20 protein-coding genes are annotated in these 21,990 nt (G+C 73.4%); 9 read left to right on the top strand and 11 right to left on the bottom strand.

What is annotated here, in order from left to right; all coding sequences use genetic code 11:
* Nucleotides 1–64 precede the first annotated feature (64 nt).
* Nucleotides 65–1,270, bottom strand: coding sequence for a hypothetical protein (locus R6Y94_RS44995; protein WP_412102691.1), 1,206 nt, complete (start codon nt 1,268–1,270; stop codon nt 65–67).
* Between the two features lie 113 nt (nt 1,271–1,383).
* Nucleotides 1,384–1,839 carry an SRPBCC family protein gene (locus tag R6Y94_RS03870; protein ID WP_318394348.1) on the bottom strand — a complete coding sequence of 152 codons (456 nt, stop codon included), beginning with the start codon at nt 1,837–1,839 and terminating at the stop codon, nt 1,384–1,386.
* 163 nt (nt 1,840–2,002) lie between these two features.
* Between R6Y94_RS03870 and R6Y94_RS03865 the strand changes: the two genes are divergently transcribed.
* The 3 genes from R6Y94_RS03865 to R6Y94_RS03855 are packed head-to-tail and all read left to right on the top strand — an operon-like array spanning nt 2,003 to nt 6,202.
* Complete coding sequence (locus R6Y94_RS03865) at nt 2,003–3,817, top strand: AMP-dependent synthetase/ligase (protein WP_318394347.1); 1,815 nt, start codon at nt 2,003–2,005, stop codon at nt 3,815–3,817.
* Between the two features lie 14 nt (nt 3,818–3,831).
* Nucleotides 3,832–5,526: a GAF domain-containing sensor histidine kinase gene (locus R6Y94_RS03860; RefSeq protein WP_318394346.1), complete on the top strand. Its 1,695-nt coding sequence runs from the start codon at nt 3,832–3,834 to the stop codon at nt 5,524–5,526.
* A gap of 7 nt (nt 5,527–5,533) precedes the next feature.
* Entirely contained in the window at nt 5,534–6,202 is a 669-nt protein-coding gene (locus tag R6Y94_RS03855) for a response regulator transcription factor (RefSeq protein WP_130460771.1), read from the top strand.
* A 229-nt stretch (nt 6,203–6,431) separates the two neighbouring features.
* Here R6Y94_RS03855 and R6Y94_RS03850 read toward each other — a convergent pair whose 3' ends face one another.
* The 6 genes from R6Y94_RS03850 to R6Y94_RS03825 form a co-directional block, all read right to left on the bottom strand.
* On the bottom strand, nt 6,432–6,914 hold the full coding sequence (locus R6Y94_RS03850) for a DUF4395 domain-containing protein (RefSeq protein ID WP_318394345.1): 483 nt from the start codon (nt 6,912–6,914) through the stop codon (nt 6,432–6,434).
* 142 nt (nt 6,915–7,056) lie between these two features.
* Nucleotides 7,057–7,644: a thioredoxin family protein gene (locus tag R6Y94_RS03845; RefSeq protein WP_318394344.1), complete on the bottom strand. Its 588-nt coding sequence runs from the start codon at nt 7,642–7,644 to the stop codon at nt 7,057–7,059.
* 200 nt (nt 7,645–7,844) lie between these two features.
* Complete coding sequence (locus R6Y94_RS03840) at nt 7,845–9,005, bottom strand: glycosyltransferase family 4 protein (protein ID WP_318394343.1); 1,161 nt, start codon at nt 9,003–9,005, stop codon at nt 7,845–7,847.
* Nucleotides 9,002–10,261, bottom strand: a complete 1,260-nt coding sequence (locus R6Y94_RS03835; RefSeq protein WP_318394342.1) for a M48 family metallopeptidase — start codon at nt 10,259–10,261, stop codon at nt 9,002–9,004. Before R6Y94_RS03835 ends, R6Y94_RS03840 begins: the two co-directional genes overlap by 4 nt.
* A 282-nt stretch (nt 10,262–10,543) precedes the next feature.
* The gene (locus R6Y94_RS03830) at nt 10,544–10,768 is read right to left on the bottom strand and encodes a hypothetical protein (protein ID WP_318394341.1); all 225 of its coding nucleotides are present in this window, start codon (nt 10,766–10,768) and stop codon (nt 10,544–10,546) included.
* Between the two features lie 179 nt (nt 10,769–10,947).
* Entirely contained in the window at nt 10,948–12,231 is a 1,284-nt protein-coding gene (locus R6Y94_RS03825; RefSeq protein WP_318394602.1) for an NYN domain-containing protein, read from the bottom strand.
* 631 nt (nt 12,232–12,862) lie between these two features.
* Here R6Y94_RS03825 and R6Y94_RS03820 point away from each other — a divergent pair.
* From R6Y94_RS03820 to R6Y94_RS03795, 6 genes are all read left to right on the top strand, one after another.
* Nucleotides 12,863–14,629 carry a DEDD exonuclease domain-containing protein gene (locus R6Y94_RS03820; RefSeq protein WP_318394340.1) on the top strand — a complete coding sequence of 589 codons (1,767 nt, stop codon included), beginning with the start codon at nt 12,863–12,865 and terminating at the stop codon, nt 14,627–14,629.
* A 142-nt stretch (nt 14,630–14,771) separates the two neighbouring features.
* Nucleotides 14,772–16,553 (top strand): RelA/SpoT family protein, encoded by a 1,782-nt coding sequence (locus R6Y94_RS03815; RefSeq protein WP_318394339.1) that lies wholly within the window; start codon nt 14,772–14,774, stop codon nt 16,551–16,553.
* Between the two features lie 56 nt (nt 16,554–16,609).
* On the top strand, nt 16,610–17,143 hold the full coding sequence (locus R6Y94_RS03810; RefSeq protein ID WP_318394601.1) for an NUDIX hydrolase: 534 nt from the start codon (nt 16,610–16,612) through the stop codon (nt 17,141–17,143).
* A 41-nt stretch (nt 17,144–17,184) separates the two neighbouring features.
* Complete coding sequence (locus R6Y94_RS03805; protein WP_318394600.1) at nt 17,185–18,069, top strand: nucleotidyltransferase family protein; 885 nt, start codon at nt 17,185–17,187, stop codon at nt 18,067–18,069.
* A gap of 111 nt (nt 18,070–18,180) precedes the next feature.
* On the top strand, nt 18,181–18,468 hold the full coding sequence (locus R6Y94_RS03800) for an Lrp/AsnC ligand binding domain-containing protein (RefSeq protein WP_318394338.1): 288 nt from the start codon (nt 18,181–18,183) through the stop codon (nt 18,466–18,468).
* 120 nt (nt 18,469–18,588) lie between these two features.
* Nucleotides 18,589–19,470 (top strand): alpha/beta fold hydrolase, encoded by an 882-nt coding sequence (locus R6Y94_RS03795; RefSeq protein ID WP_318394337.1) that lies wholly within the window; start codon nt 18,589–18,591, stop codon nt 19,468–19,470.
* 105 nt (nt 19,471–19,575) lie between these two features.
* On the opposite strand, the gene R6Y94_RS03790 is transcribed toward R6Y94_RS03795, so the two are convergent.
* The 3 genes from R6Y94_RS03790 to R6Y94_RS03780 form a co-directional block, all read right to left on the bottom strand.
* Nucleotides 19,576–20,235 carry a DUF4142 domain-containing protein gene (locus R6Y94_RS03790; RefSeq protein ID WP_318394336.1) on the bottom strand — a complete coding sequence of 220 codons (660 nt, stop codon included), beginning with the start codon at nt 20,233–20,235 and terminating at the stop codon, nt 19,576–19,578.
* Between the two features lie 214 nt (nt 20,236–20,449).
* Nucleotides 20,450–21,511: an anthranilate phosphoribosyltransferase gene (trpD, locus tag R6Y94_RS03785; protein WP_318394335.1), complete on the bottom strand. Its 1,062-nt coding sequence runs from the start codon at nt 21,509–21,511 to the stop codon at nt 20,450–20,452.
* A 60-nt stretch (nt 21,512–21,571) separates the two neighbouring features.
* Complete coding sequence (locus R6Y94_RS03780; RefSeq protein ID WP_318394334.1) at nt 21,572–21,982, bottom strand: hypothetical protein; 411 nt, start codon at nt 21,980–21,982, stop codon at nt 21,572–21,574.
* Between the last annotated feature and the right edge of the window lie 8 nt (nt 21,983–21,990).

Genomic DNA, 21,990 nt, shown 5'->3' with positions numbered 1-21,990 from the left:
TGTCCCGCCACTGCCGCCGTACCGTGCCGTTCCCACCCGGCGACCGGCGGACCCGTCCCGGCGGTCAGCCGTCCTCGCCGGGCGCGGCGTGCTCGCCGGAACCGGTGGCGACCGGTCCCTCCGGGGTCCGCGACGCGGGTACCGGTGGTCGTCCGGTGGCCGGTGACGCGGCGGGCCGGGCCTGCTCCGCCCCGGCCGGGGTCGCCCGGTCCGGACCGGCGGTCGTCCCGGTCTCCCGGGTTCCGGCCTCGGCACGGGTGGCGGCCGCCCAGACGTCGTCCGGCTCGTCCGCCGGCCACGAATCATGCCTGGTACTGGTCGCTTCGCGCCATACGGTGTCGCGCCACGGGCCCGGTACGTCGGCCGACCGGGTCTCAGCCGCGTCAGCCGACCGGGTCTCAGCCGCGTCGGCCGACCGGGTCCCGGGCGTCTCGGTGGTGGTGGCGCGAGTGGCGGCCGCCCAGTTGTCCCCGGTCGGGGCGTCCTCGGCCGACGGGCCTCCGGTACGGGACCCGCCGGAACGGCGCCCGGTGGGGCCGGTGACCGAGGAGAGGGCGCGCAGCAGACTGGCCACGCCGGCCGCGAAGTCACCGGCCCCGGTGGCCAGCCGCTCGGCGAGTTCCGGACTCGGATCGCGGAGTGCGGCGATCGACCGGCAGACCGGGCAGACACAGCACTCGGAATCACCGGTGGCGAACCCGGCCCCGAACGACGCTCCGGCCCTGGCTCGGTCCGGCTGCGGCGGCACCTCGCCGGCCGGCGGCCCGGTGTGGTCGGTACGCGGCGGCCCGTCCTCGTCAGATGGCGCCGCGTCGTCGGTAGCCGGCGTCGGGTCCTCGACACGCAGACCGGTGTCGTCGGTAGCCGGCGGCCGGTCCTCGACACGCGGGCCCGTGTCGTCAGTAGCCGGCCGATCCTCGGTAGCCGGCGTCGTGTCGTCGGCAGGTGGCGCGCCGGCTACCGGCCCGGGTTCCGCCGTCGCGCCGTGCGGTCGGGCCGTCCGGGGCGGGTCGGCAGGGGGCGGCGCTGGACCGTCCGTCGGCGGCGTACCGGGGGTGGCCGCTCCCGGCCGGCTCGGTCGGGGCACCACCCCGGTCTGATCCAGTACGTCGGAGATCACCTGGCCGAGCGGGCCGAAGGCGCCCGCCCGGTCCCGGGCCTCCGACGCGGCCGACCGGGCCATCGCGAGCGCGGCGGCGACCAGCCGCTCGGCCTCCTCCCGGGCGGAACCCGGATCGGGCGCTCTCCCGTACGAACCACTGTCTCCCATGATCGGCTCCTCTACGCCCGCCCCGCTCCGGGCGAGGCCCGCCCCGCTCCGGGGAGGCCGGCATCCCGCCCGGTGCGGTCACCGCACTCCGGACGGCCGTCCCGCCCGGACCGTCACCGCGTTCCGTCAAGAGTTTCCACCCGCCGCTTGAGCTGCGTCAGCGCGGCATCCATGATCATCTTCTCGGCCTTGCGCCGGAACATCCCCAGCATGCCGACCGACAGCTCGACCTCCAGGGTGTAGGTCACCGTCGAGGTGCCGTCCCCGTTGTCCCCGATGTCGTACGACCCGTTCTGGACCTTCTGCATCCGCGAGGGCTCCACCAGGTGCCACTCGATCCGCGAGATGTCCTCGGCGTACTCGTACGCCAGGGTGTACTCGTCGGTCATCACCGAGGCGTCCAGTACGAACCGGACCCGGGCCGGGTAGCCGTCCTCGTACTCCTCGACCACCTCGACCCGCTTGACCGCGTCGGCCCACTCCGGATAGCGCGGGAAGTCGCAGATCACCGCTGTCACCTCAGACGGCGGCGCGGCGATGACGATGGACTGGGTGGAGGAATCCGCCATGCCCGGCAGGCTACCTCGCAGCGGGGTGACTCCGGCTGAGCACCTCGACCCATTCATGCCCGCTCGACCCACCTGGCCGGGCAGTCCCGTTCGGTCGAAGGTAGGTTGCGGGTAGTCCGACCGGCCGAGCTGGCCGGGTCGATACGAGCACGAGGGAGTGCACGTGCGCGAGTTCTCGGTTCCCCCAGCGGTCACGGTCGGGGACGCGGCCAACCTCACCGACCCGGTCTGGGACAACGCCGAGGAGACCCCGGACAGCGTGCAGTTCGTCCGGCGGGCCGTCGACGCCGCCGGCGGGCAGGACGGCTGGACCGACGTGACCTGCCGACAGTTCCGCGACGAGGTGGTCACGGTGGCCCGCGGCCTGATCGCCGCCGGGATCAACCCCGGTGACCGGGTCGGCCTGATGAGCCGCACCCGGTACGAGTGGACCCTGATCGACTACGCGATCTGGGCGGCCGGCGGGGTGACCGTGCCGATCTACGACACCTCCAGCCCGGAGCAGATCGCCTGGATCCTCTCCGACTCCGGAGCGGTGGCCTGCGTGCTGGAGACCAACGGGCACGCGATGGCACTGGCCGGGGTCCGGGACCAACTGCCGAAGCTGGAGCAGGTCTGGCAGATCGAGGTCGGCGGCATCGACGAACTGGTGGCGCTCGGCGGGCGGATCGATCCGGCCGAGGTGGACGTGCGGCGTCAGGCGGTCAACGCGGCCGACCTCGCCACCATCATCTACACCAGTGGCACCACCGGACGCCCCAAGGGCTGCGTACTGACCCACCGGAACCTGCTCTCCGACATCTGCAACGCCATCCCGGTCCTGCCGAACCTCTTCAACGAGGGCGCCTCGACACTGCTCTTCCTGCCGCTGGCCCACTCGTTCGCCCGGCTGATCCAGATCGGCACGGTCCGGGCCCGGGCCACCGTGGCGCACAGCGCCGACGTGAAGAACCTGGTCGACGAGCTGAAGGAGTTCAAGCCCAGCTTCGTGCTCTCGGTGCCCCGGGTCTTCGAGAAGGTCTACACCGGCGCGGTACAGAAGGCGACCGACGAGGGCAAGGGAAAGATCTTCGCCAGCGCCGAACAGGTGGCGATCGCGTACAGCCAGGCCCTGGACACCCCGTCCGGACCAAGCCTCGGCCTGCGGCTGCGGCACCGGGTCTTCGACCGGCTGGTCTACCGCAAGCTCCGGGCCGCGCTCGGCGGGCGCTGCCAGAACGCGATCTCCGGCGGAGCCCCGCTCGGCGCCCGGCTCGGGCACTTCTTCCGGGGCGTCGGGGTGCTGGTCTACGAGGGGTACGGCCTGACCGAGACCTCCCCGGCGGTGGCGGTGAACCTGCCCGGCGCCATCCGGATCGGCACCGTCGGCCGGCCCCTGCCCGGGGTGACGATCCGGATCGCCGACGACGGCGAGATCCTGATCAGGGGTGACGTGGTCTTCCAGGGCTACTGGAACAACCCCGAGGCGACCGCCGAGGTGCTCACCCCCGACGGCTGGTTCCACAGCGGCGACCTGGGCGAACTCGACAACGACGGCTACCTCTGCATCACCGGGCGGAAGAAGGAGATCATCGTCACGGCGAACGGCAAGAACGTCGCCCCGGCCGTGCTGGAGGACCGGATCCGGGCGCACCGGCTGGTCAGCCAGTGCATGGTGGTCGGCGACCGACGGCCCTTCGTCGCCGCGCTGGTCACGGTGGACGAGGAGGCGCTGCCGGGCTGGCTGCGTGAGCACGGCCGCCCGGACGGCACTCCAATCGGGGAACTCCGGGACGACCCGGAACTGCGCGCCGAGATCCAGACCGCCGTGGACGAGGCGAACCAGGCGGTCTCCCGGGCCGAGTCGATCAGGCAGTTCCGGATCCTGCCCCGGGACTTCACGGAGACGACCGGCGAGTTGACCCCGTCGATGAAGGTCAAGCGGAGCGTCGTGGAGCAGACATACTCGGCGGAAATCGCCGAGATATACGGCAACTGACTACCATCCGTCAGGTGCCCGCCTCGACCTCCGGCCTTCCCCGCCCGCACCCGCTCGCGGCGGCGGCGCGGGTCGTCATGCTCGCGCTCGTCGCGGTCCTCACGCTGATCGCCACCCGGGAGCCGGGCCAACTCCGCTGGGTCGCCCTGCTCGCCGTCGCCGGCATCCCGGCGGTGGTCGCCCCCCGGCACCGGGTGCTGGCCCCGCTGGGCCGGTTCGCCGAGGTCGTCCTGGTGGGGCTGGCCGCCGGCCAGGTCGCCGCGGCGGCGAACATCGGTACCCCGATGCCCGGGGTCGGAGCGTCGGCGATCCTGCCCTACCTCGCCGTACCACTCACCGTGGCGGCCCTGCAACGGCGGATCCGGGAGGGCATCTGGCTGATCGTGGCCGCCGCGCTGACGCTGCTGGTCAGCGGCGTCTTCACCGCCAGCGACGGCGGGCCGCAGATCGGCCAGGTCGGCTACCTGACCGTGGCGGCCCAGTGGATGATCCTGGCCGCGCTCGGGCTCTTCGCGGCGGGTTCGCTGCAACGGATCATCCAGGCCCGTGGCGAGCCCCGGCCGCAGCCGTACACCGAGGCGACCCGGCTACTGACCCAGTTGCGCAGCGTCGCTCGACAACTACCTGGAGCCACCCTTGATCCGGGCAGCATCTCCGAGCACCTGATCGAGGAGTTGCGCGGGGTCACCCGGGCGGACCGGGCGGCGGTGCTCTCGGCCAGCGGCGGCGGCCGGCTGGTCGTACTCGCCCAGGCCGGGGTGGACCGGGTCGACTGGGAGACGACGCTGGACGCCGATTCGGCAATCGCCGACGCCTGGGCCAGTCAGCAGCCCCAGACGGCACACCGGTCACAGGCCCGCTCGCACTCCGGCGGTGAGGTGTCGGCGCTGGTCGTACCGCTGGTCGCCGGGGTCCGGACGGTCGGCCTGGTCACCCTGGAGGCCGACATCGCGGGCGCCTACCCGCCACCGGTGGTGGCCCAGGTGACCGGACTGACCCGCCCGGCGGCGCTCCGGCTGGAGGCGGCACTGCTCTTCGACGAGGTACGGTCGCTGGCCACCAACGAGGAGCGGCAGCGACTGGCCCGGGAGATCCACGACGGGGTGGCCCAGGAACTGGTGATGGTCGGCTACGGCATCGACAACGCCCTGGCCAGCCTCCCGGAGGAGGCCAAGGAGACCGGCGAGGAGCTGCGTACGCTGCGCGGCGAGGTGACCCGGGTCATCACCGAGTTGCGGCTGAGCCTGTTCGAGCTGCGCAGCGAGGTCGACCGGCACGGCGGGCTCGCCGCCGCCATCGCCGAGTACGCCCGCACCGTCGGCGCCTCCGCCGGTCTGCGGGTGCACTACACGCTCGACGAGTCCACCGCGCGGTTGCCGGCGGCCACCGAGGCGGAGTTGCTGCGCATCGCGCAGGAGGCGATCACCAACGCTCGGAAGCACGCCGGAGCGTCGAATCTTTGGGTCACCTGTGCCATCGACCCCCCATTCGCCCAGATTGAAGTGTCGGATGATGGTCAGGGCATCGCTGACCAGCGGCCCGATGGCAGGTATGGTCTTGCGATCATGGCGGAGAGGGCGGAACGTATCCGGGGCCGGCTAGAGATCAGTCCGCGACACCCCAGCGGCACGACGGTGGCAGTGGTGCTCGGAACCTCGCCCCGGCGCGATAACGTGCGCGATAGCGTCACCGCATCAGAAGGGGAGTAACCCGAGCATGACCACCAGCCCCACGCCGACCACTCGGACCAAGGTCCTGCTCGTCGACGATCACGACCTGATCCGTAAGGGCCTGCGGCACGCGTTCGAGCGGGACCGGCAGTTCGAGGTCGTCGGCGAGGCCGCCACCGCAGCCGAGGGGGTCCGCCAGGCCGGCGCCCTGCAACCCGATGTAGTGATCATGGATCTCCGCCTTCCCGACGGCAGCGGGCTGGAGGCGACCCGGGCGCTGCGCAAGTCCAGCGCCACCATGGGAATCGTGGTGCTCACCATGTACGCGGGCGACGACCAGCTCTTCGGCGCCCTCGAAGCCGGTGCGAGCGCCTTCGTACCCAAGACCGCCCCCGCCGACGAGGTCGTCGCCGCCGCCCGGCACGCAGCCTCCTCACCGAGCGCGTTCACCGCCGCCGATCTGGCCGAGGCGATGAAGCGCCGACTCGCCCCGTCCGGCCCGCAGCTCTCGCCCCGGGAGGGGCAGGTGCTGCGCCTGCTGGCCGACGGGATGAGCGTCGCCGGCATCGCCAAGCAGCTCTTCGTCAGCGAGTCGACGGCCAAGACGCACATCTCCAAGCTCTACGAGAAGCTCGGCGCGGCCAACCGGGCCCAAGCCCTGATGACCGCGCTCCGGCTGGGCCTGCTCGAAGCGCCGGACGCCCCGAAGTTCTGACCGTTGGCCGGTGGGGTCGCCGGGCCAGACACCAGCGCCGTGGTCGCCGGTGTCCCGGTAGACGGCGACCCGCCCGCCACCAGGCCACCCCGCCTACCGCCATCGACCCCGAATCCGTGCCACAGAGGGCCCACACGTGCGCGTTCGCCGCAAACGTCCTCCTGACATCTCCGGCCACCTCCGCCACAACGCAGCACGGGCAACCGGCGGGGATGCCCGTAGACCAGGGTCAGTTCGACGGGTTGGGTACCCGGGCCGGGATCGCCCGGCCGGTCATCCGGCGGAACGCCAGGTAGATCTCGCAGCCAAGGCAGAGCCCGAACGCCCCGTTGAGGAAGGCGGCGGCCAGCGCCAGGCACGACACGACCAACCCGAGCCAGGTGGCGCCGGAAAGATAGCCTGCGGCGGCCACCAGCATGAAGCCCAACCCGAGGAGTTGGGCGAAGCGTACCGGCGCCACGGGTTCCAGCTCGGCGGGACGGGCCAACCGGGACGCCACGACGGCCCGGAACAACAGGCCGTACGGGCTGCGGCGCGGGTCGACGGCGGCGATCGCGAACACCACCGCCTGAGCCAGGGCCAGCCAACCGGAACCGGTGAGCAGGACGACGACCAGGACGAGCGTGGTGACGACCGCGGCGAAGCGCGGTCCGCGGGGGTCAAGCAACATGTTCACCTCGGTGGGCAGGGGCGGCGCCTGGTCGTCGGTCACGGCGCTCGTCGGACGGGTACGCGGGGTTGCCGCTGGGTCGTGAGGGCTGGTCAGTGCCGAAGGCGGGCGGGCGGACGGCCGGAGCCGAGAAGCCGGCGCCGGTCCGGTAGGGCCGGCCGAACCCTCCCGGCGGCCCGCCCGGTCATGACGGTCCCCGGTCGAGCAGCGGCGCCACCGCCGCGAGGACCTGAGCCCGGGCAGGCACTCCGGCGGCACGCTGGACGATCCGCCCGTCGGCGTCGACCACCAGCACGGTGGGGGTACGCCAGATGCCCAGTGCCCGCACCGCCGGCAACTGGCTCGCCGCGTCGACCTCCACGTGCCGCACCCCGTCGAGGGTGCCGGTGACGTCGGCCAGGACCCGCCGGGTGGCCTGACACGGCGCGCAGAACGCTGACGAGAACTGGAGCAGGGTGGCGGGAGCGCCCGGCCGGACCCCGAGCGCGGCCAGCAGTCCGGGGTCGACCGGCAGCCCACCGACGAGGCCGGAGCCGTCGCGACCGGCGGGACCCGCTGGCGGGGCACCGTCGAGAAGGGCGCCCGACCGGCGCGCGGAGCCGGCCCGATCCGACCGGCTGGCCGGCGACTGCCGCCGGAGTCGCCCGTCACGGCGGCGGCGCCACAGGCCGAAGCCGGTGGCCAGCAGCAAGGTGGCCACCACCGCGACGGAACCGCTCAGTGCGGCGTTCTGCACGACTACAGACTGCCACGCCGAGGCGTCGATGACCATCGTTGTGATGTCACCTGTTCCCGGCCAGGTCCACCGCCGACGGTGCCGCCGCCCGGGCCGACCTCGCCGCCCGCCCCGCCGGTCGTCCTCCGTCCACGTGATCGCCGTCCCACGCTAGGTGCGGTCCGACGCCTCCTGCGGAGGGTCGAGCGTCGGGGTGAGCACGGAATCGCCGACGGTGCGGCGGGGCGCCACCCGGCTCACCCCGGAGCTGGCTGGCCGGGGCCGGATCCCGGCCGGCCGGTCAGCAGCTCCGTCATCCGCCGCGCCTGCCGCTCCCAGCGCCACTCCCGCTCCACCCAGGCTCGGCCGGCAGCACCCATCCGGCGGGCCAGCTCGAGGTCGGCGAGCAGCGCCGCCACCCGGTCGGCGAGCTGGCCGACATCCCGGCCGTCGACGACGTACCCGGTCTCGCCCTCCCGGACGGCGTCCGGTGCGCCGCCGGAGTTGCCGGCCACCACCGGCAGTCCGGTCGCGGACGCCTCCAGATAGACGATGCCCAGGCCCTCCACGTCCAGCCCGGCGTTGCGGGTCCGGCACGGCATCGCGTAGACGTCTCCGGCCGCGTAGTGGGCCGGCAGTTCGACGGTCGGCACCGAGCCGGTGAAGACCACGTCGCCGGCGACTCCGGCCCGGCGGGCGAGCCTCTCCAGCGCCGCCCGGTAGGGCCCACCGCCGACCACCAGCAGCGTCGCCCCCGGCACCCGGCGACGGATCTCCGGCAGCGCACGGATCAGCGCGTCCTGGCCCTTGCGCGGCACCAGCCGGGAGACGCAGACCACCACCGGCCGGCCGGCGAGGCCGTGCCGGGCGCGAACCTCGGACCCGTCCACGTCCGGGTGGTAGACGTCCACGTCCACCCCGGGAGCCAGCCGGCGCAGCTCGGTGCGACCACGCAGCACCCGGTCCAGCCGGACCCGCGTGTATTCCCCCAGGTAAGTGGTGACGTCGACGCCGTCACCGATCCGGCGCAGCGCCGCGCGGGCACCCGGCAGCGCCGCCCAGCCGACCTCGTGACCGTGCGTCTGGGCCACCGCCCGGCCGATTCCGGCCCGGCGGCGCAGCCCGGCGGCGAGCAGCCCCAGCGGGGCCGCCGCGCCGAACCAGACGGTGTCGCAGTCGTACGCCCGGGCCAGCTCCGCCGCCCGCCGCGCGACGTGCCGGGTCGGCAACAGCACCCCGGTCGGTTCCCGGACCACCTCGAACGGCTGGTCGGCGTCGAACTTGTCGGCACCCTGCCAGGTGGAGGCGTAGACCACGACCGATCCGGCCGGTTGCCGGACCGCGAGGCCGTGCACGAAGGACTGGATCCCACCGGGACGCGGCGGAAAGTCGTTGGTCACGAGCAGGGTCCTGGTCAACCGCCGGCTCCTCGGGCGTACGCGCGGGCCGCAGCCATGCGCTCCACTGTGGATGGATGGCTGGCCCGGTAGAGGTACTCCCACCGGGGCGGATCGGGGTCGGCGAGGTTGACGCTGGACAACCGCCGCTGCATCGCCTCGAAGGAGGCCGGGTCACCGGTCAGTGCCAGGGCGTGCGCGTCGGCCCGCGCCTCGACCTGCCGGGAGACCCATGCCTGCGCCGGCGCCGCCACCAGACCGGCCACCGTGACCAGGGCGAGCAGCAGCGGAAACGCCCGTGGCTCGGCCACCGAGTCGACTCCGGCGGCCCGCAGCAGCGCACCGGACGAGCCGAGCAGATAGAGCGCGACGACCGCCGCCGCCGCGCCGAGCGCACCGGTGAGGGTACCGGTCAGCACGTCCCGGTCCTTGGCATGGCCCAACTCGTGCGCGACCACGCTGGCCACCTCGGCGGGCGGCGCCTCGCGCAGCAGGGTGTCGTAGACGACGATCCGCCGGGTCGGACCGAACCCGGAGACGTACGCGTTGACCGCCCGGGTCCGCCGCGAGGCGTCCGCGACCAGCACGTCCTTCACCGGTACGCCGTCGGCGTCGGCCAGCGCCATCAACTCGGTGCGCAGCGGTCCCGGCTCCATCGGGGTGAACCGGTTGAAGATCGGCTCCACCAGCACCGGCAGTATGAAGGAGAGGAGCGTGACCAGCACCGCCGCGCCAGCCGCCCCGAACGCCCACCACCAACTCGGGGCCAGTCGGGTCACCGCGTAGAAGCCGAGCAGCGCCACCGCGCCGATCACGGCGCTGACCGCGTACGACTTGAGCAGATCGACCGTCCACCCGCCCCAGCCCTGGGTGGAGAGTCCGTAGCGGGCCACCACCGCGTGCCGCCAGGCGGCGAACGGCAGGGTCACCAGGTCGGCCACCAGTACCACGGCCAAGCCGCCCAGCACGGCCTGGGCGATCCAGTTGTCGCCGAAGGGGCGCCCGACCAGTGCGATCAGCTTCGCGCCGAGCGGGGTGAGACCGAGCAACAGGGCGACCACCAGCCCGACGGCCAGCGCGCCGTAGCCCCCCGGGCGCAGCGCCGCGGCGAAGGCACGCCCCCGGGCCACGTCGGCCGGATCCAACTCGTCCAGCGCGGCGAGCTGGTCGGCGCGGGGCGCGGGCGGGCGGTGCCACGGCACCAGCAGCGCGGTGGCGGCGACGAGCAGCACCACGAGGGCGACGAGGGTCAACCCGGCCCAGGCACGCGGCGTCATGCCGTCGTCCGTACCCGCTCGGTCATCCGGTCCGCCCTTCGCCAGCCCGATCGCGCGGCCAATCCTATGCCGGGCCGCCCGGCGGATCCTCTGGTGGCCGGAATACCCGACCCGTCTGCGCCAACGCCGGTTCGGACTACACGACCGTCTGCGTCTGCGTCGGGTCGGCGTCGGCGCTACCCGACCCGTCGGGCCGAGGCTGGGTCGGGGTCGGGGTCGGGGTCGGGGTCGGCGCTACCCGACCCGTCGAGCTCGGGGCGCGTCGGGTTAGGGTCGGTCTGTCTACGCGACCCGTCGGCGTCGGCGCCGGTTGGCGAGCCGCGTCGGCGCCGAGACCGGTGCGTCCAGGATCTCGACGTCGAAGCCGGCTCGGGTGAAGACCTCGATCGCGTGCATCTCGTCGGCGGTCAGCGCGGCCTGCCCCGGTGGCTGGTCCAGCAGGGCACTCACCAGGCACCCGGAACAGGCCGCACCCCGGAGCGTGCAACTGTCGCAGTCGATGAGCATCTGCTCACTCCTCAAAGCAGCGGGAGACGGCGGTTGTCGTGACGTGGCCACCGTCCGTGACATCCACGCTAGAACAGGGGTACGACAAAACCTCCGTTGCCGCCCAACGCCCCCATCCGGATGATCAACGGACAAAGGGGCGGCCGGGTTGGCGGACACGCTGAGCCGCAAGGGGCTGATCAGGAGCGGGCGAGCCGGCGGAGCAGGGAATCCGCGCCAAGCGGATAGGCGCCGTGCCGGCGTACCCCGTCGGCGACCTCGCGGTCGGAGGAGACCACCACGATGGGCCGGCCGGCCGGCTCGGCCCGAACCAGCCGGCGGATCAGGTCGTCGGCGGTCTCGCCCTTCCGGGAGAACAGCACCCGTACGCCGCGCGGCGCGGGCGGCAGCCCGTGCATCCGCTCGGCGCCGTCGAAGACGACCGTCACCTCGTCACCGGTCTGTGCCGCGATGCCGCCCAGCCCTGTAATCAGACGCTTGCGCTGCTGCTCCAGGGACATCTCGCCGAAGCCGCGCTTGGTGACGTTGTAGCCGTCGACCACCAGGTGCGCCCGGGGCAGGGCCAACAACTCGTCCAGCCGGGCCGGATCGTCGGCGTCCAGCGCCCGGGCCGAGTTGGCCGCGGCCGGACGCTCGGCGAACGCGTCGGCGATGTAGTCGGCCGGCAACCGGTCGGCGGGATCGAGGGCGAGTTCCCGGCGCAGCCCGACGGCGGCCCGGCCGATCGTCTCCAGCAGCAGCCAGAGCCGGGCGTCGTCGACCGAGCGGGCCTCCTTGGCGGTCTGCCGGACCGCACCTGCGGCCGCCTCGGCCTCGGCCAGCCGGGCCCGTACCCGGCGCAGCTCCGCCTCGTGGTCGGCCGCCGCCCGGCTGGCCCGGCCCTTCTCGGTGGCGAGCATCTCGGCCGCCCGCCGCTGCCCGGCCTGGGTCTCCCGCAGTGTCCGGCCCAGCACCCGGTTCTCCTCGCGGAGCTGGCCCAACTCCTCCCGGAGCCGGGCCACCTCGTCGCGCAGCTTGTCGGCCTCCACCTTCGCCACCGCACGGTCGTGCTCGGCCCGGGTGGCCCGCTGTTCGGCCTCGCGGACGAGCTCGGCGACGACCGCGCTGTCCGCCTCGGCCCGGACCGCCGCACCGGCGTCCTCGACCAGGTGGCGCCAGCCCGGCGGCCGGGTCAGGTAGGCGAGCGCGGCGACCTCCACCGGGTCGGCGGCGGCCGGACTACCCCCGGAGACCACCACGGAGCCGAGTTCGCCGGCCTCGGAGAGCACCCGGCTGGCCACCCGCTGCCGGAACAGCGGATCGGCGGCGAGCTGGGTGGCGATCGGTCCGCCGCCGAGCCGGGCCCGCCGGTTCGGCGCGAACTTGGCGACCCGGCGCAGCGGCGGCGGAAGTTCGTCGGTGGGCAGCGTCGGCAGCGCGGCGGCGGCCAGGCTGACGATCCGGGCCCGGACCGGCTCCGGCAGCGTCGGCTCCGGCTCCCGATCGGCGGGCTCCCGATCACCCGGCTCGCGGTCGGCCGGCTCCCCATCACCCGGCTCGCGGTCGGCCGGCTCGCGGTCGCCCGCCGCACCGCCGACCGGCCCGCTCCCGGTCGGATCGGCGTCCGCCGCCTCACGGTCGGCCGAGTCGCCGTCAGCCGGGTCGATACCGGCCGGGTCGATACCGGCCGGGTCGATACCGGCCGAGCCGCCGTCGGCCAGGTCGGTGCCGGCCAGGTCGCCGCCGATCGGGTACGGGCCGGCCGGCTCCGTCAGTCGGTCGTCGGGCGGTCCGGTTTCGCCGCCGGTGGAGTCGGGCGGGGTATCGGTGCGCGGCGTGGGCATGCCCTCCGACTCGTCGGCACCGGCTAAGGCCGGACGCGGCTCGTCGGTGCCGCCGTCCCGCCCGGGATCGCCAGCACGCTCGGAGCGCGCGGGCTGCGCCGTCTCCTCACGGAGGCGGTCGTCGGGCGGTTCGGCGCGGGGCATGCCGCAAGTCTCCCACCGACACCCTACCGATCGCCCAACACCTCAGATGATCTCGCCCCGTCGGCCCCCGGTAACGAGTGGTACGGATGATGCGGAAGTGTCGTACGTGCCGCCTACCCTGCCCGCCGTGGTCCCACCTCAATATGTCCAGGGCACGCTGGACGGTCTTCCGGACGGCACTCCCGGCGCGGACGGCTGGCCCGACGAGGCGACGTCGCTGCGCCAGACCACCTTCGTGGTGCTCGACCTGGAGACCACCGGGGGCGCCCCGGACGGCGGCGGGATCACCGAGATCGGCGCGGTCAAGGTGCGCGGCGGCGAGGAGCTGGGCGTGCTGGCCACCCTGGTCAACCCGGGTGAACCGATCCCGCCGTTCATCACCGTACTGACCGGGATCACCCAGGCGATGCTGCTGCCGGCCCCGCCGGTCGAGGAGGTGCTGCCCAGCCTGCTGGAGTTCCTCCGGGGTGCGGTGCTGGTCGCGCACAACGCCCCGTACGACGTGGGTTTCCTCAAGGCCGCCTGCGCCCGGCACGGCTACACCTGGCCGAACCCCCGGGTGCTGGACACGGCGGCGCTGGCCCGTCGGGTGCTCACCCGGGACGAGGTACCCAACCGAAAGCTCGGCACCCTGGCGGCCTACTTCCGCACCCCGCACCAGCCGAGCCACCGGGCGCTGGCCGACGCCAAGGCCACCGTGGACGTGCTGCACGGGCTGATCGCCCGGCTCGGCGGGCACCGGGTGGAGACCCTCGGCGAGGCGATCGAGTTCGCCAGGGCGGTCACCCCGATCCAGCGCCGCAAGCGGCACCTGGCCGAGGGGCTGCCCAGGGTGCCCGGGGTCTACATCTTCCGGGCCGCCGACGACCGGCCGCTCTACGTCGGCACCTCCGGCGACATCGCCACCCGGGTACGCAGTTACTTCACCGCCGCCGAGAAGCGGGCCCGGATCTCGGAGATGCTGGCCGCCGCCGAGCGGGTCGAGGCGGTCGAGTGCGCCCATCCGCTGGAGGCCGAGGTGCGCGAGCTGCGGCTGATCGCGGCGCACGCCCCGCCGTACAATCGCCGGTCGAAGTTTCCGGAGCGGGTGGTCTGGCTCAAGTTGACCTCTGAGCCGTACCCGCGCCTGTCCCTGGTCCGGTCGCTGGGGCCGGACGACGCGGCCTATCTCGGCCCGTTCAGCTCCCGCCGCTCGGCCGAGTTGGCCGCGGCCGGGGTACACGACGCGGTGCCGCTGCGCCAGTGCACCCCTCGGCTCTCGGTCCGGACCACCAGCCCGGCCTGCGCCCTGGCCGAGCTGGGTCGCTGCCCGGCGCCGTGCGAGCACCGGATCTCGGTCGACGAGTACGCGCACCGCGCGGTCGAGCCGGTCCGTTCCGCCCTGACCGACGACCCGCAGGTCCTGATCGACGCGCTGCTGGCCCGGATCGGGGTGCTCTCCGACGCCCGGCGCTACGAAGAGGCGGCCGTGGTGCGGAGCCGGCTGGCAGCGGTGCTCCGGGCAACCGTCCGGATGCAACGGCTGGTCGGGCTGACCAGGATCGGCGAGCTGGCCGCCGCCCGGCGGGCCGGCGACGGCGGTTGGGAGATCGCGGTGATCCGGCACGGCCGGCTGGCCGGGGCCGGCACCGCCGCGCCGGGCGTGCCGCCCCGGGGAGTGCTCGACCTGGTCCTGGCCACCGCCGAGACGGTGCTGCCCGGGCACGGTCCGGTTCCGAACGCCTCGGCCGAGGAGTCCGAACGCATCTTGTCCTGGTTGGAGCGACCCGACACGCGGCTGGTCGAGACGTCCACCGGTTGGGCCTCTCCGGCCAGGGGCGCAGGGCGGTTCCGTGACCTGCTGGTCCGGGCCGAGGCGGCGGCGTCCCGACAACTCCCGACCGAACGCACATAAGCAAGTGACCGATCGGACGACCTTCACTCCTTTAGGCTGTTAGAGAAGTGCAGTCCTGCCCGATTTCGGGGCTTGCGTTCGCACCGGCATCCGGCGTGCCCGTCGGCACCGGACGCGGCGGTGAGTGAGGGGGTGGCTCCGCGTGAACCTCGAAGCCGGTCACGGCGCTGCCTTCGGAAGCGCCCGCCCGACGGAGATCACGCTGAGCAGACGGCTGCGCTCGTTGCTGTCCTGGCCGTCCGCTGAGGACGACCCGGTGACCCAGCTGGTCCGGGCGCACCGCAGTGTGCACCCCAGCGCCGACGTCGGAGTGCTGCGCCGCAGCTACGCCATTGCCGAGAGCATGCACCGGGGGCAGTTCCGCAAGAGCGGCGAGCCGTACATCACCCATCCGCTGGCGGTGGCGCAGATCTGTGCCGAGTTGGGGATGGACACTGTCACCCTGGTCGCCGCGCTGTTGCACGACACCGTGGAGGACACCCGCTACACCCTCCAGGCGCTCACAGGTGACTTCGGACGCGAGGTGGCACACCTGGTTGACGGGGTGACCAAGTTCGACAAGGCGTTCTACGGCAAGGCCGCCGAGGCCGAGACGATCCGCAAAATGATCATCGCCGCGGGCAAGGACGTCCGGGTGCTGATCATCAAGCTCGCGGACCGGCTGCACAACATGCGTACCCTCGACGCCCGCTCGCTCGCCTCCCGGGCCCGGATCGCCCGAGCCACCCAGGAGGTGCTGGTCCCGCTCTGCGACCGGCTCGGCATCCAGGCGCTCAAGCGCGACCTGGACGACGTGGTACTGCGCCACCTCGAACCCGAGGCGTACGCCCGGATCGACGAGTACGTCAGGAGCCGGCCGGACTGGGCCGGTTATCTCGACGACGTGGTGGGCCAGGCCAAGGTGGTGCTCCGGCGTGACAAGATCGTCTCCACCGTCCGGCGCAGGGACCGGCACTACTACTCGATCTGGAAGGACACCGTCGCCCGGGACCAGACCACCCCGTTCGACCTGCCTCGGATCGCGATCGTGGTGGACGGGCCGGACACCGACTGCTACGCCGCGCTCGGCTCGATCCACGGGCTCTGGCGGCCGGTCGCCGGGCGGTTCAAGGACTACATCGCCGCGCCGAAGAACAACCTCTACAAGTCCCTGCACACCACCGTGATCGGGCCGAACGAGCGGACCGTCGAGGTACTGATCCGGACCAAGATCATGGACCAGTCCGCCGAGTACGGCATCGCCGCCGACTTCCGCTTCCCCAAGCCGGGGGTGAACGCCGCGGGCAGCGCCGAACAGCTCGACTGGTTGCAGCGGGTGCTCAACTGGGAACGGGACACCGCCGACCCGGCGCAGTTCCTCCAGTCGCTGCGCTGCGACCTCGCCGAGGCCCAGATCCAGGTCTTCGCCGAGGGTCGGCAGATCGTCCTGCCGGCCGGTTCCACCCCGGTCGACCTGGCGTACGAGCTGGGCCCGCACCGGGGCGACCACTGCCTCGCCGCGAAGATCAACGGCCGGCTCGCCCCGCTCTCGTCGGAACTGGACGAGGGCGACGTGGTCGAGATCTTCAGCGAGACCGACGCGCAGGGCGAGTTCGACCTGGCGGTCGCCCCGCCGGGGCCGCGCAAGGAGTGGCTCGGCTTCGTCAAGTCGCCACAGGCGCAGATGCAGATCAACCGCTGGTTCGCCGACCACCAGGAGCCGGCGATCTCGATCTCCGACAAGGTCCGGCTGGGCCGGGCCACCATCGGGCTGACGCTGCGCAAGCACGACCGGGGGCTCGCCAACGACCTGCCGCTGCGCCGGCTGGCCGAGGAGCAGGGCTATCCCGACCTGGAAACACTGCTGGTCGCGGTGGTCGACCGGACGGTCGAGCCGGACGCCGTGGTCGAGCAGCTGATCGCGATGGTGGACCACCAGGAGTGAACCGGTGTGCCCCGGGTCACCCGCCGGGCCCGTACGCCATCTAGCCTGGTCCGGTGATCCCCCGCCGCTCGTCGACGCGCGCCGTCGGCTACAAGATCTTCTACCGTCTGCCCCTCGGGGTGCGCCGCAGGTTGGTCCGACTGGCGGTGCCGAAGTACATCGTCGGCGCGGTCACCCTGGTCTACGACGCCGAGGCGGCGGCGCCGGGCCGGATCCTGCTGCTGCGCCAGCCGCCGGGCCGGAAGTGGACCCTGCCGGCCGGGCTGCTCCAGCGCCGCGAGACCCCGTTGGTCGGCGCCGCCCGGGAACTGCACGAGGAGACCGGCATCAAGCTGCCGTTGCCGGAGTTCCAGCCGGCCGTGCCGAACGCGGTGGTACACCTCAAGGGCTGGGTCGACATGGTCTTCGAGGCACGCGTCCCGGCCTCGACCACCGAACTGGTGGTCGACGGCGCCGAGGTGTTCGAGGCCGCCTGGCACCGACTCGACGGGCTGCCCCCGCTCAGTACCGCGACCGCCCGGCTGCTCGCCCACTACGGGATCGGCCCTCTCGCCGAGACCGACCCGGCCGGCGCCCCGCCACCATCGTGACCACGGCTTCCGGCCCGGCACCGCAGCCCGGCCCGGCGCGGATCGTCGCCAGCGCGCTACCGGTCGGCGTCGAGGTCTGCGCCGTGGTGCTGGCCGCCGGGGAGGGCCGTCGGCTGCTCCCGCTCACCGCACACCTGCCGAAGGCGCTCTGTCCGGTGGGGAACGTGCCGCTGCTGGACCGGGCGCTCGACCGGGTGTCGGCGCTCGGCCTCGACACCCCGGCGACGGTGGCGGTGAACGCCTGCTACCTCGGTGACCAGGTGGTACGGCACGTTGGCGGCCGGGCCGCGCTCTCGGTCGAGCCCGGTGACCCGCTCGGCACCTCCGGCGGGGTGGCGAACCTGCGCAACTGGATCGACGGCCGGGGCGTACTCGTCGGAAACGCCGACGCCTATCTGGCCGCTCCCGGCACGCCACCCGGGCCGGACATCGCCGCGCTGCTCGCCGACTGGGACGGCACGACGGTACGGCTGCTCGGCCAGCCGGTCGACGGGCCGCCCCGCCCCGGCGACTTCGGCCGGTACCGGTTCGCCGGCTTCTCGTTGCTGCCCTGGGCCCGGGTACGCGACCTGCCGGTCGAGCCGACCGAACTGGTACGCACCGTGTGGCGCCCCGCCGAGGTAGCCGGCGAACTGGAGGTGGTCGAGTTCTCCGGCCGGTACCTCGACACCGGCACGCCGGCCGACTACCTGGCGGCGAACCTGCACGCGGCGGGTGGCGGCAGCCTGGTCGACCCGACCGCCGAGGTGACCGGCGAACTCCGGGCGGCGGTGGTCGGCGCCGGTGCCGTGGTCCGGGGCACCCTGCACCGTTGCGTGGTCTGGCCCGGCGGCCTGGTCCGGGCCGACGAGCACCTGACCGACGCGGTACGGGCCGGCGCCGGTTTGACCGTCCCGGCGCCGGCCGTCCGCACGTCGGGCCGGTAGCCGCCGCCCGTCGGGCGAAGCTCTAGCATGGGCGGGCAGCCGTGACACGGCACCCGATCGCCGCCCGGCGCGGGCTGCGCCAGCGAGCACGTCGACGAGAGGAGTCCCCCGGTGATCACCGCGATCGTCCTGATCGACTGCGCCACCGACTCGATCCCCGAGGTGGCCGAGACGCTGGCCGCGGTGCCCGGCGTCAGCGAGGTCTACTCGGTCGCCGGTCACGTCGACCTGATCGCGATCGTCCGGGTACGCGAGTTCGAGCAGATCGCCGAGGTGATCGCCGGACGGATCTCGAAGGTCCCGGGCGTGGTCGGCACCGAGTCGCACATCGCCTTCCGGGCGTACTCCCAGCACGACCTGGAGGAGGCGTTCGCGATCGGCCTCCCCGACCCGGACTGACCCCGCACCCTCCGACCCGGTCCGGCGTCCGGGTGCCGCTCGCCCCGCGGGCTGCCCTGGACGACGCACTGGGCTGAACGGCGGCTACCTGCCGGTAACGTAAGCCGATACGCTCGCCGGATGACCGCCACGCGGGACCAGCACCCGATTCCGGACCACGAGGAGTCCTTCGTCGACCGCGGCGACGACCGGATCGTCCTGCGCAGCTATCCGGACCCGGTCGGCGCGCCGGACGCGCCGGTCGTGCTGGTCTGGCCGGCGATGGGGGTGCGGGCCAGCTATTACGCGCCGTTCGCCGCCGCGCTCCGGACCGCCGGATTCGCCGTGGTCGTGGCCGACCTGCGGGGCACCGGCGACAGCACCCCGGCACCGAGCCGCGCCTCCCGGTACGGCTACGCGGATCTGGCCGGTGACGTCGGCGCGGTACTGGAGAGCCTGAAGCCGCGGCTCGACGGCCGGACCCGGATCCTGCTCGGCCACTCGCTCGGCGGGCAGGCCGCACTGCTGCACCTGGCGCTCGATCCCGCGGCGCAGGTCGACGGGTTGGCCCTGGTCGCGGTCGGGCTGCCGTACTGGCGGGCCTATCCGGGCCGCCGGCGCCTCGGCACCCTCGCCGGCACCCAGTTCATCCACGGCTGCACGGTCGCCCTCGGCCGCTGGCCCGGCTGGGGCTTCGGCGGCCGGCAGGCGCGCGGGGTGATCCGGGACTGGGCGTACACCGCCCGGACGGGGCGGTTTCCCCGGCTCGACGGGGTGGACGTCGAGGCCGCCGTGCGGGAGGTGCGTACCCCGGTGCTGGCGGTCAGCGTCGACCACGACCAGTACACGCCGCACGAGACCCTCGACTACCTCTGCGACAAGCTGGTCGCCGCGCCGATCCGGCGTACCCGTTACACGGTCGCCGAGAGCGGCACCCGACTCGACCACTTCACCTGGGTACGCGCGTCCGCGCCGATCGCCGCCCGGGTGGCGGCGTTCGCCTCGGAGCTGCCGCCCCGGTAGGTCCGCCCCCTCCCGGGGGGCCGGAAATACCGCCGGGTGTGCCGACGGGTCCTCCGGGCGTCAGTGACCGGAGGACCCGTCATGCCACCACATCGCGGTGGTGGACTAGCTGATGGTCGGGCTCGGCGTTACCGTTCCGCCCGGCGTCGGAGCGCCGGAGCTGATTCCCGGACTCGGTGCCACCGTGGTGCCACCCGGGATCGGGATGCCCAGACTCTGGGCCACCGCCACCAACTGGTTGTGGTGCGCCTGGAGCACCGGAGCCGCCTGCTGCGCCACCTGCTTGGCCGACGGGTCGGAACCCTGGGTCAACTCGGCCTGTACCAGCTGCATCGCCTGGGTGTGTGCGGTCAGCTGGGCAGTGACCCACTGCGTGTCGAAGTCCGCACCAGTGACGTTTTGCAACTGATTGATCACCGCCTGCTGCTCGCTCGTCACCTTGTTCGGCAGCGTGAGGTGAGCCGCCGAGGCGACGCTCTGCACCTTCTGGTCGAGCTGGGTGTGATCCGTCACGAACCGACCGCCGAGGTCCTTGACCTCCTGGCTCGCCCCCTTCTGCTTGGCCAGGTTGCCGGTCGCGATCTCCGCGAGGTTCACCTGGTGGATCGACTGCAGGAACTGCCTGTCCTGCGCCGACAGCGAAGCGGACGGCGTGGCCGACGGCGTCCCCGACGGTGCGGCGGCGGCGCTGTACGCGGCACCCGCCGGTACGAGGCCGAGCACCGCCATCGAGACGAGCACGCCCAAGCGTTTGACGACCAACATGTTTGTTCCCCCCTCCGTCGTTGAACTTCGGGGATACCCGGTTGACCCGAGCACACGCGGACCGACGGCAGCCGGAATCGGCCGGGTCCGGCACGATCCCGCCCGACGGACGCAGCCACCCGACCCGGCGCCCGTTTGCCCAACGCCCCGCCGGGTACCCCGCACCCGGCCGTGTCCGCGGCCGCCGGACCCGGCGAGGATCAGGCCACAGCGGCTACGACTCCTCGGCCCTGGCGGCCTTGGCGACCTCGACCCAGGCGTCGAGGGTGCGGGCGGCGGCGCCGGAGTCGATCGACTCGACAGCCCGGACCAGCCCGTCCCGCATCGCCGGCAGCAGCCCACCGGCAAACCCGCCGTTGGCCGCGAGGGCGGTGGCGGCGTTGACCAGTACCGCGTCCCGGACCGGGCCACGCTCGCCGGCCAGCAGCCGGCGGGTCACGTCGGCGTTGAAGGCGGCGTCACCGCCGCGCAGGTCGCCGGGGGCCGAGCGAGGCAGGTCGAGGTCGGCGGCGTCGGCCACGGTCTCGGTGACCCGGCCCTGGTCCGCGATCCACAGCCGGGTCGGCGCGCCCGTGCTGAACTCGTCGAGCCCGTCCTCGCCGCGCATCACCAGCACCGAGTCGCCGCGCCGGGCGAAGACCTCGGCCACCACCGGAGCCATCCGGGGGTCGAAACACCCCACCGCGCCGGACCGGGGCCGGGCCGGGTTGGTCAGCGGGCCGAGGAAGTTGAAAACCGTCGGCACGCCCATCTCGCGGCGGGGCACCGCGGTGTGCCGCATCCCGGGGTGGAACCGGGCGGCGAAGCAGAACCCGATGCCGACCTCGGTCACGCACCGGGCCACCCCGGCCGGCCCCAGGTCGAGCGGCACCCCGAGGAATTCGAGCAGGTCGGCGGCGCCGCACGAGGAGGAGGCGGCCCGGTTGCCGTGCTTGACGACGCGTACCCCGGCGCCGGCCACCACCATCGCGGTCATGGTGGAGATGTTGACGGTGTGCGCGCGGTCTCCGCCGGTGCCGACCACGTCCACGGCGTCGGCCCGGAGCGGTTCCGGCAGCTCCACCAGGGTCGCCCGGCCCAGCATCGCCTCGACCAGGCCGGCCAGCTCGGCCGGGGTCTCCCCCTTGGCCCGCAGCGCCGTGGCGAACCCGGCGATCTGGACCGGGGTCGCCGACCCCGACATGATCTCCCCCATCGCCCACGCGGTGTCGGCGGTGGAGAGCTCCTCGGCGCGCAGCAGCGCGGCGAGCAGGTTGGGCCAGGTCCGTTCCCCCATGCGGGCCTCCCGGGCGGGGCGGGTGGTTGGCGGTGTGTGGTGGTGCGGTCCCCCGGAGCCCTAGGAGCGTGCGCTCGCCCCGTTGGCGCGGGCGCGGAGCAGGCCGGCCACGGTCTGGCCGGTGGTCACCGGGTCGAGCGGGTGCACCAGGGTGGCGTCGACCTGGGCGTACGCCGCGAGCCAGCGGTCGGCCGCCCGGGCGATCACCACGCAGGTCGGCGGGGCGTCGTCCCGGTCGTCCTTGATCTGCCGGGCGATGCCGAGCCCACCGGACGGGGTCGCCTCGCCGTCGAGCAGCAGCAGGTCGATCTCGTAGTCGTCAACCAGCCGGATGCACTCGTCGTAGCTGGCCGCGTCGACGAACTCGACGGTCAGGTCGGCCGCCGGCCGGGTGCCGACGGCGAGCCGCATCCGGTCCCGGACCTCCGGGTCGTCGCTGTAGAGCAGGACGGTGTACTGACGATCGCTCATCGCTCGCT

The organism is Plantactinospora sp. KLBMP9567 (genome assembly GCF_033446045.1).
Lineage (GTDB): Bacteria > Actinomycetota > Actinomycetes > Mycobacteriales > Micromonosporaceae > Plantactinospora.
The sequence above is the reverse complement of the archived record's forward strand: the minus strand, read 5'-3'. Positions and strand labels throughout refer to the sequence as shown.

Excerpts from the sequence above, each read along its gene's own strand:
- R6Y94_RS03790 (WP_318394336.1), bottom strand. The coding sequence starts at position 20,235 with ATGTTGGTCGTCAAACGCTTGGGCGTGCTCGTCTCGATGGCGGTGCTC.
- R6Y94_RS03780 (WP_318394334.1), bottom strand. The coding sequence starts at position 21,982 with ATGAGCGATCGTCAGTACACCGTCCTGCTCTACAGCGACGACCCGGAG.
- R6Y94_RS03830 (WP_318394341.1), bottom strand. The coding sequence starts at position 10,768 with ATGCTCATCGACTGCGACAGTTGCACGCTCCGGGGTGCGGCCTGTTCC.
- R6Y94_RS44995 (WP_412102691.1), bottom strand. The coding sequence starts at position 1,270 with ATGGGAGACAGTGGTTCGTACGGGAGAGCGCCCGATCCGGGTTCCGCC.
- R6Y94_RS03845 (WP_318394344.1), bottom strand. The coding sequence starts at position 7,644 with ATGGTCATCGACGCCTCGGCGTGGCAGTCTGTAGTCGTGCAGAACGCC.
- R6Y94_RS03855 (WP_130460771.1), top strand. The coding sequence starts at position 5,534 with ATGACCACCAGCCCCACGCCGACCACTCGGACCAAGGTCCTGCTCGTC.
- R6Y94_RS03870 (WP_318394348.1), bottom strand. The coding sequence starts at position 1,839 with ATGGCGGATTCCTCCACCCAGTCCATCGTCATCGCCGCGCCGCCGTCT.
- R6Y94_RS03795 (WP_318394337.1), top strand. The coding sequence starts at position 18,589 with ATGACCGCCACGCGGGACCAGCACCCGATTCCGGACCACGAGGAGTCC.
- trpD (WP_318394335.1), bottom strand. The coding sequence starts at position 21,511 with ATGGGGGAACGGACCTGGCCCAACCTGCTCGCCGCGCTGCTGCGCGCC.
- R6Y94_RS03835 (WP_318394342.1), bottom strand. The coding sequence starts at position 10,261 with ATGACGCCGCGTGCCTGGGCCGGGTTGACCCTCGTCGCCCTCGTGGTG.